The sequence below is a fragment of the Thermococcus sp. 21S7 genome (assembly GCF_012027615.1).
GTDB lineage: Archaea > Methanobacteriota_B > Thermococci > Thermococcales > Thermococcaceae > Thermococcus.
Genome location: NZ_SNUT01000006.1, coordinates 154,871 through 169,006, shown reverse-complemented (window position 1 = coordinate 169,006; position 14,136 = coordinate 154,871). Strand labels below are relative to the sequence as shown.

The window sequence follows — 14,136 nt, the reverse complement described above, 5'->3', positions numbered from 1 at the left end:
CCAATAATGGAAAATGGGGGTCAGCTCCTCCTCTTGAGGAGGAGCGGTATCAGGGCCAGGCCCGCTATAATGCCTGGGCCGCAGATTCCTCCGCCGGGTGTGCTGGTGGTCGTTGAGCTTGGGCCGGTGGTCGTTGAAGTTGTGGTGGTTGTTTCGCTGGGTGTGGTTGTCGTCGTTTCCGTTGGGCTCTCCGTCGGCGTTGGTTCCTCGCCGCCGGTCCCCTTGACGAGCGGTACCATGAGCACCGTCGCCAGAGTCTTCTTCTCAAGGTCGTAGCTGCTCAGCTGCTCCTCCTGCGTTGGCTTGAAGCCCTCCGGCACGAGTTCATCAACGACCCTTGGTACGAGGTTGTCTATGACCGCCTGGGGGTCTGCGCCTCCGAGCTTCCACTGCTCGGCCTCAGCGGCCACGGGCCTCCACTTGTCCGGGCCGTACCCGTCTTGGGAACCCACGATGACGGCGGTGTAGAGTCCGTAGTCGGATATGTTCAGGTACTTCTTTGGAACCTTGACTATTATGGCGTTCTTAACCGGATCTGCGGAAATCTGCATCTCGCCTTGGTAGGCGGTTCCGTCGGGCAGAATTATCAGGTTTCCGTAGTCCCAGCCGGCTATCCTAAGCGCCAGGTCCCATGGGTGATTTGGATCAAGACGGACGTTGCTTCCGGGCCCATCCGGGAACATCTTAATGGCCGAGACGTTCCCGCCCTCCTTGAAGTCGAAGTATACCTCGATTATCTGCAGGCTGAAGCCGTTCGGCCCGTTCCACGGGTTTCCACCGAGGTCTTTGAAGTGGAACTCCAGCGTCCAGTCGTCGCTTCCCTCGGTCACCTTGAACTTGAGGAGGTCGAAAACACCGGGCTTGAAAACTTTGTCCGTCGGATAGGTGTACGTTCCCGGCCCGTGGTCGTCTCCCTCCGGGTCGGTCACAACGATGCCCTGCTTGAGGAGCGGCAGCGCCTTGACAGTGGCGAGCTTCATGTCGTTTGCATTGTAGCTGCTCAGCTGGTCCTCCTGGGTCGGTTCAAAGCCCTGCGGAACCAGCTCATCAATGACGCGCGGGGCCACGCCGTTTATGACTGCCTGCGGGTCCGCACCTCCAAGCTTCCACTGCTCCGCATCCACTGCCGCCGTTCTCCACTTGTCCGGGCCGTAGCCGTCCTGCGAGCCGACGAGGACGTCTCCCCAGAGGCCGTAGTCCTCGTTTATGGCGATGTACTTCTTTGGAACCTTGACTATTATGGCGTTCTTAACCGGATCTGCGGAAATCTGCATCTCGCCCTGGATGGCCGTTCCGTTCGGCAGGATGATGAGGTTTCCGTAGTCCCAGCCCGCTATCCTGAAGGCAACGTCCCATGGATGCTCGGGGTCGAGGTTGACGTTGGCTCCCGGTCCGTCGGGGAACATCTTAATGGCCGAACTGTTTCCACCGTCCTTGAAGTCGAGGTAGACCTCGATTATCTGGAGGCTGAAGCCGTTGGGTCCGTTCCACGGGTTACCACCTAGGTCCTTGAAGTAGAACTCCATGACGTAGCTCTCCGTCTGTTCGAGCATCCTGAAGCGGAGGAGGTCGAAAACACCGGGCTTGAAGACCTTGTCCGTGGGATAAGTGTAGTTTCCGGGCCCGTGGTCGTCGCCTTCTGGGTCGGTTATATCGGCTATGACGACTCCCTTGACCTCGGTCGGGAGCTTGAGCTCCACAGGAGTGCTTATCACCTCAAGGTCTCCATCTTTGACCGTCGAGACAGCGAAGTAGAAGTCGGAGGGGTTTTCTATGTAGTCAAAGGGAAGGACGACTTCGATTCCTTCGCTCGTGTTCTTGACGGTGGCTTCCCCAAGCTTCTCGCTCTTCTCGTAGTCGGTGGCGCCGTATATCTCGGCCTTTCCGTTCTCGTACACGACGTGCTTGGTTATGAGGAGACCAACGCTGTCCCTTGAGAATGGGAACATGGAATAGCTCAACTCGTCCGGCTTCTCCTGGAGGCGGGTGAACGTGTTGCCAACGCGCTCATCCTTCTCCCAGATGCTCACCTCGAACCTGTCCAGGTTCCCTTTCACTACGAAGTGTATCCCCTCGCCGTCGAAATAGACGCTCACGCCCTTTGCCAGCGGGGACATGCTGGAGAAGTTCTTCATCTCGCCGTCCTTGAGTCCGACCAGGCCCCTCGTGGTGTAGGGCTCTCCGTCCGGGAAGTAGTTGCCGAAGAGGTAGCTCGGCGGCTCGACTCCTGCCAGCTTGTACATCTCGTAGAGGTAGGTCTTCAGGTAGCGGTCGAAGGTGTAGTCCTGGCCGCTGTCCTGGTCGCTTCCGTACCACCAGAACCAGTCGCTTGCCTCAGCCCTCAGCAGGTACTCGTGGGCCTTCTCCCAGTCCGCCCGGCTCATTTTATCCTTGTTCTCCATAAGGGCCTTCCTGGCCATGTAGAGCCAGTACCAGCCGTAGTTCTCCTGGGGCTCGCCTATCCACGTGGAGAGGGTTCCGTCTATCCAGCTGCTCTCGGGCCACTGCATCTCCCCCTTAACGCCGGTCATGTCGTAGAGTTCGCCGAGGCTCTGGGCCTTGAGGAGGGCGTTAACGTTGTCTCCGGTGAGGTCAAGGCGCTCCATCATCCGAGGTGTGAGCTTGTTGGCCTTGTCGCCGTAGAGCTGGATGTACTCGCTCGGGGTGAGGGTTCTTATGAGACCCTGCTCCTGGAGTTCGGTCAGCTTCTTGTAGAGTTCGGTGAGGAAGAGCTCCCCGTCGTAGGGGTAGTTCTCCCACGGGTTCTCGCCGTCGAGGGTGACCACGTAAACCAGCGAGCCGTCGTAGTTCTGCTTCTGGAGCTTGAGGAGCTCGTTGACGAAGTCCTCAACGGCCTGGTGCTGGTTCATTCCGGCGTAGGTAAAGCCAACGCGGTCGCTGAGGGCGTGGTCGCGCGGGAAGAGGTATATCTTCTTTCCGTTGAACTCGGCCACCCAGGGCTTGTGGTAGTTCTCGACGGTTCCCTCAATGCCGAGCTTTCCGAGAACCATATGGTCGGTCATGACCCACTCCCAGCCGTTCTCGGCGAGGATCTCCAGAGTTTTGTCATTGAGGGCGCTCTCAGCCGCCCATCCTCCTTTTGGAACCGCGGTGCCGCCGCCGAGGTACCGCTTGTACAGTTCGTCGGCCTTCTTGACCTGGTCGTTGAAGTCGCTCTCCCAGCCGAAGTCGTTGAGTATCGGGCCTATCGGGTGGGCGTAGGGAACGACCGTGACCTCGACGTTGCCGTTTCCGAGGAGGAGGTTTATCTTCTCGTGCTCCTCGAAGGTGTGGTTGAGAAGCCAGATCTGGGCGTCGAGAACGGTTTTGACGTCCGCCCTTGTATAGCCGCCCTCGTCAACCTTGTCGTAGAGGGCGTTGAGCTTCGGGTGCGTCGTGATGTAATTGTAGTCAATCCAGGCGAGATTGAAGAGAACCGCTAGGTCTATGTAGTCCTGCTCTGTGAACTCGTTCGTCACAGCGACCTTCTGCTCATCGAGCGGAAGGTTGGCGTACTTGGCCTTTGCCTGGAGCATCTTGTTCTTCAGCTCCGTGTAGCGGTCCCAGAAGTCCCTTATCGGGTTGCCGTTGGGGTCGGTTATCGGTTCACCGTTCCAGGGGATGGTGTTGTCGAAGAACCCTCCCGGTGCCTGGAGCATGAACCACTTCTCGTCGACGGTGAGGGGTTCCCCGTTGGCTATCTTCTCGGTGATTATCTGGTAGGTGTCCTTCTTGCCGTTCATGTAGTCGGCAAGCTGGGCTATGAGCGAACCCGAGAGGTCAATGGTGGCGTGAACCTCCGGGTACTGGCTCAGGTAGTGGGCCATCTTCCAGTAGTTGTTCGCCGCGTGGAGTCTGACCCAGGGCCTGGTGTAGACGTCCTGGACAGGGTCGTAGTAGTAGGGCTGGTGCTGGTGCCAGACTATTATGACGTTGAGCGGCTTTGGCTCCGCCGCGCCAACGCTCTTAACGTTCGCTCCAACGATGCTTCCAAGCATCAAAATTGCAATAAAGAGGGCAACCACCCGCCTCATGATATCACCTCATTCCTTCAGACCTCCGATGGTGAGGCCGCTCCTTATGTAGTTCTGCGCAAGCATGAACATTACGAACACCGGCAGGGCGAAGAGCAGTGCAGCCGCGGCGAAGTAGCTCCAGTCTATTCCCCTGCCTATGCCGCTCATGAGCAGGTATATCCACACTGAAAGGGGCTGGTTCTTCTCCGTTAGGAGGAGGCTTGCCAGGATGAACTCTGTCCAGCCTCCTATGAATGCGAATATTGCAACGGTCGCTATTCCTGGCAGTGCCATGGGGAGGAGCACGTGCCGTATTATCTGGAGGTAGCTGGCGCCGTCGACCAGGGCTGCCTCGTCGAAGTCAGGGCTTATGGAGTCTATGTAGCCCTTCAGGAGCCAGGTGTTGAATGGGACGCTTCCAGCGGCGTAGATGAAGGACAGCACCGGCAGCTTGTCGTAGAGACCGAGCTTAACGATCATACCGTAGAGCGCTATCAATCCTGCTATGCCGAGACCTCCGGCGACCTGGGTGAACATCAGGTAGAAGTACAGCACATGGTCCCTTCCGAAGAACTTCATGCGCGAGAAGGCATACGCCGCAGGGACGACGAAGATGAGGGTCAGCAGCACCGCTAGGCCGGCTATGATGAGGCTGTTCTTGAGGTAGCCGAAGAACAGTGAATTGACGAACATTCCTATGCGTGTGAAGGTGGCCTTTCCGGAGTTCCTGACTACGATGTAGTCCCTTCTGGTCGGCCCCTGGAGGAGTATTCCTGAGAAGGACGTCCCCTCAAGCTTGCCGTTCGTAATCTCAAGGTTCCTGACGAGTCCAAAGCCGATGCTTCCGTCGTCGTTGACCTTGGTGAGTACAAACAGTCCCTTAACGGTTCCTTTCAGCTGTCCCTGCACGTTTTCGCCCGCAGAAACCTCAAAGACCGCACTGGACAGCGGTATCTCAAACGTAAGCCCCGTGAAAGGCCCGTACTTGACCTTTCCGATGAGCTTGCCGTTCATAACGTAGAGCTTTCCGTCCTGAATGTGTGCGGTGCCCTCGATGGTTCCGGTAAAGTTCTCGCTTATTCTGTTGCCCTTGAAACCGAAGAGCACCTCCCTGTAGGAGTCGAGGCTGACGTTCTGGGGTATGAGCTTGAACTCCGTTGTTGCAAGGGTCGAGCCCGGCGTTATTGAAACAACAAAGATGTAGTAGACGGGGAAGAGTATTATGAACATCACGAGCACTGCCAGTGCCGTGAGCACAAGGCTCCTCAGAGCCTCACCCTTTCTCATGCCCCTCATCCTTTGGCACCCTCCTGGAGCTTGGTTACCTTAACGTTGATGTACATGTACACGGCCAGAACAAGGGTTGCTATTACCATGACCGCCGCTGCCCTCCCGTAGTGGGGCGTTGAGCCGAAGGCCTTCCTGAAACCGTAGAGCAGTATGAACTTGTCCTCGAAGAGGCCGGCGTTGTAGATGTAGGGCACCATGAAGTACTGGAAGCTGGCCGCGCTGGTGAGTATTGTCGCGAAGGCTATCGGTTTTCCGACTATGGGCAGAACCACGTGCCTTATCCTCTGCCAGTAGCTGGCGCCGTCTATTATCGCCGCCTCGACCAGCGTATCCGGAACCGACTGGAGGGCGGCGGTTATGACGGTTATCATGAACGGATACGCCAGCCATACCTCGATGATGTTAAGGGCCAGAAACGCCCAGAATGGATCGTTAATCCAGTTGGGAAGGGTTTGAACCCCCAGCGATTTGAGCATCTGGTTTATTGGCCCGAAAATCGGGTCGAACATAAACTTCCACACGGTGACGGAGAACAGGAGGGGAAGTGCCCAGGGGATTATCAAAAGCGAGCGATATATCATTTTGCCCTTCACATACTTGCTGTTGTAGAGCAGGCTGAGGAATATCCCTGCCAGGATCTTAAAGGTGACGCTAGTCAGCACAAACAGCCACGTCCAGAGGAAGGCGTTCCTGAACTTCTCATCACTCAGTATCCATCTGAAGTTGTCGAGTCCCACGAAGGCCAGCTTCGGTGCCTGTGGTGCCTGAATCGGAAAGTTTCCGAGCTGGGCGTTTGTGAAGGCGAGGTATATCGAGTACAGTATCGGCCACATGTTGAAGAACAGAAACGCTGCTATTCCTGGCAGGATTAAAAACAGGGCAATCATTGTGGTTTTTTTCATCCTCATCCCTCCAAAAAGGTAGGAAAGGGAGAAGGCTTTAGCCCCCAATGTTGTTCAGAATCTCCTGCTGGTACTCCTTGAGTATGGCAGGTATGTCAGCGGTGGCCGGGTCCTTGAGTATATCGTTGATGGCCCCGTCAACGCCGCCCCAGACGGCGCCCATCTTCGGACTCTTCGGCATGAGGTAGGCGTGCTGGACGGCCTGTCCGAAGCCGTAGATGACAGGGTCGCTCTTGATGTCCGGGTCGTTGAGCACCGGCGTGAGAACCGGGATGTAGCCAAGCTGGATTGAGAGCTCCTTGATGACCTCCGGGCTGGTCGTGAACCACTTGACGAACTTCCAGGCGGCATCCTTGTTCTTAATTCCCGCGGCGAAGTAGATGTCCTTGACTCCACCGTAGGGCCTCGGCCAGTACTCCTTTCCATCCTTGGTTATGGGCGGAAGCGGAACGACGCCGAAGTTCATCCCCGCCTTTTTAACGTCGTTTATGCTCCACGGGCCGTTGACCATCATTGGGGCGCGGCCCTCAAGGAATATGCTCTGCTGGGTGTTGTAGTCGGAGGTTGGGGCCATGTACGGCCAGATGTTCTGGAAGAAGAACTCAAAGCCCTCTATGGTTTCGGGCTTGTCGAGACCCGGCTGCTCGGTCTTGTCGTCAAAGTAGTAGCCTCCAAAGGCCTGGGCGAAGGCCGAAACGAAGTAGGCGTTTATTGGGTAGGCTATTCCGTACTTCTCGTTATCGGGGTCGCTGTACTTCTCCATTATGGCCTTCATCTCGTCGAAGGTCTTGGGCGGCTCGCTCACCATGTCCTTGTTGTAGATGATCGCAACGGTCTCGGCAGCGAAGGGCATGGCGTAGAAGTGCCCCTTGTACTGCATGGCCTCCTGGGCCATCGGGGCGAACTCGTTGACGATGTCATCAGTAACGTAATCGTCAATTGGTTCGAGAAGCCCGGCCTCGGCGAACTTTCCAATCCAGTCGTGAGCCCATATAAACAGGTCTGGGCCCTTGCCGGTTGGGATTGCGGCCTTAAGGGCATCCTCAAGGTTGGGCTTCTGCTCGAAGACTATCTCGACGTCCGGGCACATGGCCATGTACTCCTCCGCCAGGCTCTGGAAGACCTGGAGCTCGTTGGGCTGCATGGCGTGCCATATGACGACCTTTCCACTGCCGCACTCGGTTTCGGGCGGCGTTGTTGCCGTGGTCGTTGTGGTCGCGGTCCCGCTTGGGCTTGACGTGGTTGTTTTGCTCTGGCTGGCCGTGGTGGTGCTGGTCGGGCTCTCTCCCTCGGAGGAAATACAGCCGCTGGCCACGACACTTAAAACCAAAACTCCAACCAAAAGCAGGGCAAACAATCCCTTCTTCATATTCTTCTCACCCGCCTAAATTTTGGGTGATATAGTATCATTGCCAGTGATATATATACCTTGCGCTTTTCTGTTCAACCATGTGGGGCATGACCACGATGGGGCCCCAATGAAAAGGTGGGTTCATTTGGTCAGCACGATGAACGACCAGGGTGCCAGTTCCATGCGTTTGTCCCCACCCTTCGCGGGGGCATACTCCCTGGGCACATTCACCACAGCCGTTTCCTCCGAGTAGTTTATTCCCACGAGAACCCTTTCGCCGCCGTAAGTCCTCTCGTAGAGGATGAGTCCTTTTTTGAAAGCCCGGGGCCTGAACTCACCCAGTTGGAGTGCCCGGCTCTCCCGCCTGAGTCTGACCAGTTCCTTGGTGGCCTTCAGCACGTTGAGGTTCCACTCTTCAGCGTTCCACTTCATCGGTGTTCTCCCGGCGCTCAGACCTTCACCTCCGCCGTTGAGGCCAATCTCATCGCCGTAGAATATCGAAGGGACGCCCTTGTACGTCATCAGAAACGCCAGCGCGCAGAGATACTTTCTTTCATCGCCGACTAAATCGATGAAGCGCTCTGTGTCGTGGTTGTCGAGGAAGTTGTACATCGCGTACTCAGCGGGACCCAAGTGGGCGCTCAGCAACTCCAGGCCGTTGAGAAACTCCCCCGCATCGATTTCCCTTTCCACAAAGAACCGGAGAATGAGTTCGTAGAGGGGATAGTTCATGGTGCCGTGAAAGACGTCGAAGGTCCAGAGCCTCGCGTCGTCCATCACTTCTCCCACCAGGTATGCCCTTTCCGGCATGGCCCTCCTTATCTCCCTCCAGAGTCCGGGGGGAACACCGTGGGCGACGTCCAGCCGCCACCCATCTGTGCCCTTCTCAAGCCAGTACAGCATAACGTCTTCGATGAACCGCTTTACCGCCGGGCTGTCATGGTTCAGCCTCGGCATCAGCCAGACGGAGTAAAAGCTCTCGTAGTTCCAGTTTAGCCCCTTGAGCTTTTTGTATCTCTCACCCCAGGATTCGTCAGATTTCAAAATCTCCATGAATTCCTCCGGGACAACTGGGAAGCTGATAACCCTGTAAAAATCCCCGTATCTGCTGTTCTTTCCCCTCATGACTACGTCCTGGAAGTAGGGGTGGAAAAAGCTCGTGTGGTGGAAAACCCCGTCGAGAACGATTCTGATGTCCCGCTCTTTGAGCTTCCTTACCAGCTCCCTGAAGGCCCCCCACCCTCCGAGCTTCCTGTCGATCCTGAAGTAGTCGGTGACGTCGTACCGGTGGTACGTCGTGGACTCGAATATCGGGGTGAGGTAGAGCGCGTTTACGCCGAGGTCTTCGAGGTGGTCAAGCCTCTTTGTTATCCCGGCTAAATCCCCGCCGTGAAACTCATCCCTCCTGAACGCTCTCCCTATTGGTGTCCCTGGCAGGCCTCTGTCGAACCTATCGGGCATTATCTGATAGAAGACACGTTCGAAAACCCACATAGGAGCCCGGAATTTATAGGGTTCGGCATTAAATGGGCCGTATTCGATGGTTTTCCCCATTGATTCTACAACAAAGGAGTACTCCAGAGGCCCCTCGCCGGACAGAACCGCCTCGAAGTACTCAAAGAGTTCATCGTGCGCCTTGGCTCTCATCTTGGTTTCCGCGTTCCCTGTTCGTATGACAACCCTCTGTGCCTTTCCCTTCAGTGCGCGGAAAACCACGTGGGTTCTCCCTGCGAAGGAGTAGAGGTAGGTGGCGCTCGGTCTGTGGAAGAACTCCCCCTCCCCGACTATCCTCGCCACGCTCACTTTCTTCTCGAATTTGTATGAGAGGCGTCTGTAGGTTTCCCTCTCTGGATTCTCGGGATCGAGCAAAAACTCTCCGTCCAGAGAAAAGCAGTAATGCCAGATTCCCTCGGGGAGCCCCAGCTTTATGCTCCATCTGTTCCTTTTCCGCCGCATCCTAAAGCTGCCCTCGTTGAATGCGTTGAAGCTGCCGAGGAGATAGGCGTAGCTTCCCCTCGCGGGTACCGAGAACTCCACCTCGGCGACCCTGCCGAAGCGGTCGTCCGGTTTGAACCCGAAAATTTTATACACTTTCCCCACCCAAGTATCACTACTGATGAATAAACTATTGCGAGTGAAGCTTAAAAATTTGGAGGTTTCGATATGAAGGAAGAGGAAATCATTGAAAAACTTCAGAAGCTCGGTCTCACCAAGTACGAGAGCCTGGCGTACATAACCCTTCTCAAGCTCGGCCCGAGCAAGGCCACCGACATAACGAAGGAGAGCGGCATTCCCCACACGAGGGTTTACGACGTCTTGAGTTCCCTCCACAGGAAGGGATTCGTTGACGTCATGCACGGCTCCCCGAGACTCTACAAGCCCGTCAACCCAGAGGTGGTTCTGGAGAAGATAAAGGAGGACTTCATCGAGGACATCGAGAACCTTAAGGTCGCTTTTCTCGACCTCTACCGCGAGGTTCACGGGGAAGAACTGCCTGAGATCTGGACTATTCAGGGATTCGATAACACCGTTGAGCGGGCGGAGTACGTCATAAGGACCGCCAAGCACGAGGTTCTCATAAACACCCCCTTCGAGTTTCTCAAGCTCCTCAAGAGTGAGATACGCGCAAGGAAGGACATCATCTTCGTCATCATAAGCAACTTCGAGGAGATACCCGACTGGCTGAAGAGGGACAACATAATCCTCGCCAGAACCGGCGGCGCCCCATGGCTCATGGCCAGCTGGATAATCGGCGATATAAACTACGCCCTCTTTTTCGGCGCCCTTCCGAGGGACAAGAGGCGCGAGAAGTTCTACTCATTCTGGGCCAAGAGCCCCAAGATAATCCAGAACTACATGCACTGGTTCTACACCATCTACTTCGACAACAGCGAGATTGTTAAGACCATCAACTACGAATCCCTGCCGAAGCCCCTCTCGCTCGTGAACATAAGGACGCTGATAACCCTCCTGAAGTTCGTTCAGCTTCCCAAGAAGGCTGAGATAGTCGGAAGGCTCGTTGACACCAAGGAGCCGATAACACTCGACGGGGAGATTACAGCCTACGAGTACACGCCGCTGATGGCCAACGTAACGGCCAGAGCCGACGGCAGGGAGTGGAAGGTCGGCGGCATCGGCAGCTACTTTGAGGACATCGAAGGGGAGAAGTTCATCCTTCTTGAATGAGACCTGTTCCCCTTCTGCTTTCTTCTGCTTTAAAGTATGTATACTTATGGTATAATGGTGGTACGAACAATGTTTTTGGCAGTTCCTAGTTTTTTCGCATAACTTAAGGTGCAGGGAGTTGTGTATGATTTGCCCTTTTAGTAACTCTACAATCGGCGGATGCACTTAACCATACTTCTGCTATTGTCCCTCTGGGGATTCTAATGTCTACGTCAGTACCGCAAAGCATATATACTTTTAGTATACACAATTTTCGAGGTGCCTTAAATGAGTACTGCATTAAGGAAGCCCCTCTGGGGGATAGTTCTGGTCGGTCTGGTGGTTTTTGGTGTCGTTGCCAGTGGGTGCATTGGTGGAACTACCGAGTCCACGGCAGGCACACAGAGCGCCAAGCTTGAAGGAAAGATTGTGTTCGCGGTCGGCGGTGCCCCAAACGAAATTGAGTACTGGAAACAGGTTATCACCGAGTTTGAAAAGGCATATCCTGGAGTTACTGTTGAGCTCAAGAGACAGGCTACGGATACGGATCAGAGGAGACTTGACCTGGTAAACGCACTGAGGGCCAAATCCAGCGATCCCGACGTTTTTCTGATGGACGTCGCGTGGCTTGGCCAGTTCATATCATCGGGGTGGCTGGAACCCCTTGATTCCTACGTCCAAAAGGATAACTACGACCTCAGCGTTTTCTTCCAGAGCGTCGTCAACCTGGCCGACAAGCAGAACGGCAATCTCTGGGCACTCCCTGTTTACGTTGATGCGGGTCTGCTGTACTACAGGACGGATCTCCTCAAGAAGTACGGTTATGACAAGCCTCCGGAGACATGGGATCAGCTCGTTGAGATGGCCCAGAGTATACAGCAGGGTGAGAGGAAGGACAACCCCAACTTCTGGGGTTTTGTGTGGCAGGGTAAGCAGTACGAAGGCCTCGTCTGTGACTTTGTTGAGTACGTATACAGTAACGGCGGCGAGCTGGGATACTTCAAGGATGGAAAGTGGGTTCCAACGCTGAACAAACCCGAGAACGTTCAGGCCCTCCAGTTTATGGTGGACTTGATACACAAGTACAAGATATCACCGCCGAGCACGTACACCGAGATGACCGAAGAGCCGGTCAGACTTACGTTCCAGCAGGGCAACGCCGCCTTTGAGAGGAACTGGCCGTACGCGTGGGGACTCCACAACGCCAACGACTCCCCTGTCAGGGGCAAGGTTGGGATAGCTCCCCTTCCGCACTTCCCGGGACACAAGAGCGCTGCCACTCTGGGCGGATGGCACATAGGTATAAACAGGTATTCGGACAACAAGGAGATCGCTTGGGCGTTCGTTAAGTTCGTTGAGAGCTATGAGCAGCAGAAGAACTTCGCCATAAAACTCGGCTGGAACCCCGGAAGAACCGATGTCTACGACGATTCCGATGTGCTGAAGGCCGCGCCTTACCTGAAGGACCTCAGGAGCGTCTTTGAGAACGCGGTTCCGAGGCCCATCGTTCCCTACTACCCGCAGCTCAGCCAGATTCTGCAGAAGTACGTGAATGCGGCCCTTGCCGGCAGCATGAGTCCGCAGAAGGCCCTTGATGAGGCCCAGAAAGAGGCGGAGGAACTGGTTAAGCAGTACGGCTGATCGCTCTCTTTTTTCTTTTCAGCCCAATTCACGACTTTCACTACCGGGTGGTGCCGATGGGCGGAGTGAAGTACACCGAGGAGAAGTTTGCTTACGGTATGCTGTTTCCCATGCTGGCATTTGTGGTGCTTTTTATTATAGTGCCCGTCCTTGGAACCTTCTGGGTAAGCTTACACCGGGATGTAACTTTTATTCAGGGTTTTAAATTCGTGGGACTCAATAATTATATTACCGTGCTTGGAAAGCGAGAATTCTGGTACTCCCTCTTCGTCACTGTGTCTTTCTCACTTGTGAGTGTGACCCTGGAAACTTTACTCGGTCTGGCGTTTGCCCTCATATTGAACGAAGGTATAAGGGGAAGGGGGATTTTGAGGGCGATAGTGCTGATTCCGTGGGCGGTTCCCACGATAATATCCGCCAGAACCTGGGAGCTGATGTACAACTACAGCTACGGCCTCTTTAACTGGATGCTGAGTGCAGTTGGGCTGAGCGGCGTCAACTGGCTTGGTACCCCTCTGAGCGCATTTTTTGCGGTGGTTCTTGCGGACGTGTGGAAGACGACACCTTTCATGACCCTTCTTCTCCTGGCGGGACTTCAGGCCATACCGGGGGACACTTATGAGGCCGCCATAATCGATGGGGCCAGCATGTTCCAGAGATTTAGGCACATAACCCTCCCGCTGCTTAAACCCGTTCTGATAGTTGCGGTTACCCTGAGGACGATAGATGCTCTAAGGGTGTTTGACATAATATACGTCCTCACCGGTGGAGGGCCCGGCGGGGCGACCACCTCCGTGTCCCTGATGGCGTTTAACTACTACAACCTCGGTGACTACGGCATTGGCTCCGCTATCTCAATACTCACCTTCCTAACGGTTCTGAGCTTTACCGTGGTGTATCTAAGGGTAGGGAGGTTCCAGGAGGGATTGAAATGAACGAAAACTTCCTTAAAAATATCCTGCTGGTTGTCGGGGCAGTCTTAATGGTATTGGTGTGCCTCTTTCCCTTCATCTGGATGATAATAATCTCCTTCACAAAAGACGCCACCTTTTTGGGCTCCCCCTACGTCAGTTTTGAGTTCACGCTGGACAACTACAGAACGGTCCTGAGCGACCCGACCCTCCACTTCATGGACTATTTCAGGAACAGCCTTATCATAGCCACCGTCGTGACGGTGGTAACCGTCATGATATCGGCCTTTGGGGCATACGCAGTCTCAAGGGTACGGTTCAGGGGCAGACTCATAGTGCCGGTTTTTGTCTTGGGAGTCTCGATGTTCCCGCAGATAAGCCTCGTAGGGTACCTGTTCAAGTTCATCGAAGAGCTTGGATGGATCAACACTTACAAGGCCCTGTTCTTTCCGTACGTGGCGTGGACACTGCCGCTGGCCCTCTGGATACTTCTCAGCTATTTTGCCCAGCTTCCCAAAGACCTCGATGAGGCCGCCCTGATAGACGGTGCGTCGAGGATTCAGACCCTTTACAAGGTCATACTGCCCTTGTCCGCTCCGGCCCTGTTTTCAACGGCTCTTCTAGTCTTCATAGCAGCCTTCAACGAGTTCATGTTTGCACTGCTCTTCACCACCGATTACCGGGCCAGGACGGTACCCGTCGGCATAGCTCTGTTCCAGGGTGTTCACGGAGAGGTGCCGTGGGGCAATATCATGGCCGCATCTGCGATTTCGACAATCCCCCTGGTCATACTGGCGCTCATCTTCCAGAAGTACATAGTCAGCGGACTTACCGCTGGTGCCCTGAAAGGAGAGTGAGGT

9 protein-coding genes are annotated in these 14,136 nt (G+C 55.1%); 4 read left to right on the top strand and 5 right to left on the bottom strand.

The features are described 5' to 3' along the window. Positions 1-20: 20 nt before the first annotated feature. The 5 genes from E3E51_RS10625 to E3E51_RS10605 form a co-directional block, all read right to left on the bottom strand. Positions 21-4,034 carry a glucodextranase DOMON-like domain-containing protein gene (locus tag E3E51_RS10625; RefSeq protein ID WP_167913080.1) on the bottom strand — a complete coding sequence of 1,338 codons (4,014 nt, stop codon included), beginning with the start codon at positions 4,032-4,034 and terminating at the stop codon, positions 21-23. A gap of 9 nt (positions 4,035-4,043) precedes the next feature. Continuing rightward, positions 4,044-5,312, bottom strand: a complete 1,269-nt coding sequence (locus E3E51_RS10620) for an ABC transporter permease subunit (RefSeq protein WP_167913079.1) — start codon at positions 5,310-5,312, stop codon at positions 4,044-4,046. Further along, positions 5,309-6,208, bottom strand: coding sequence for a sugar ABC transporter permease (locus E3E51_RS10615; protein ID WP_167913133.1), 900 nt, complete (start codon positions 6,206-6,208; stop codon positions 5,309-5,311). Before E3E51_RS10615 ends, E3E51_RS10620 begins: the two co-directional genes overlap by 4 nt. A 37-nt stretch (positions 6,209-6,245) precedes the next feature. Continuing rightward, positions 6,246-7,577: an extracellular solute-binding protein gene (locus tag E3E51_RS10610; RefSeq protein ID WP_167913078.1), complete on the bottom strand. Its 1,332-nt coding sequence runs from the start codon at positions 7,575-7,577 to the stop codon at positions 6,246-6,248. Between the two features lie 123 nt (positions 7,578-7,700). Then, the gene (locus E3E51_RS10605; RefSeq protein ID WP_167913077.1) at positions 7,701-9,650 is read right to left on the bottom strand and encodes an alpha amylase N-terminal ig-like domain-containing protein; all 1,950 of its coding nucleotides are present in this window, start codon (positions 9,648-9,650) and stop codon (positions 7,701-7,703) included. Between the two features lie 72 nt (positions 9,651-9,722). Between E3E51_RS10605 and E3E51_RS10600 the strand changes: the two genes are divergently transcribed. The 4 genes from E3E51_RS10600 to malG all read left to right on the top strand — a co-directional run bounded on the left by E3E51_RS10600 (position 9,723) and on the right by malG (position 14,133). Then, positions 9,723-10,745: a TrmB family transcriptional regulator gene (locus E3E51_RS10600; RefSeq protein WP_167913076.1), complete on the top strand. Its 1,023-nt coding sequence runs from the start codon at positions 9,723-9,725 to the stop codon at positions 10,743-10,745. Between the two features lie 267 nt (positions 10,746-11,012). Then, positions 11,013-12,365: an ABC transporter substrate-binding protein gene (locus E3E51_RS10595; RefSeq protein ID WP_167913075.1), complete on the top strand. Its 1,353-nt coding sequence runs from the start codon at positions 11,013-11,015 to the stop codon at positions 12,363-12,365. Positions 12,366-12,421: 56 nt separating this feature from the next. Continuing rightward, the gene (malF, locus tag E3E51_RS10590; protein WP_167913074.1) at positions 12,422-13,300 is read left to right on the top strand and encodes a trehalose/maltose ABC transporter permease MalF; all 879 of its coding nucleotides are present in this window, start codon (positions 12,422-12,424) and stop codon (positions 13,298-13,300) included. Continuing rightward, a complete protein-coding gene (gene malG / locus E3E51_RS10585) occupies positions 13,297-14,133 on the top strand; it encodes a trehalose/maltose ABC transporter permease MalG (protein WP_167913073.1) in 837 nt (278 codons plus the stop codon). The genes malF and malG overlap by 4 nt, the downstream gene beginning before the upstream one ends. The last annotated feature ends 3 nt before the right edge of the window (positions 14,134-14,136 follow it).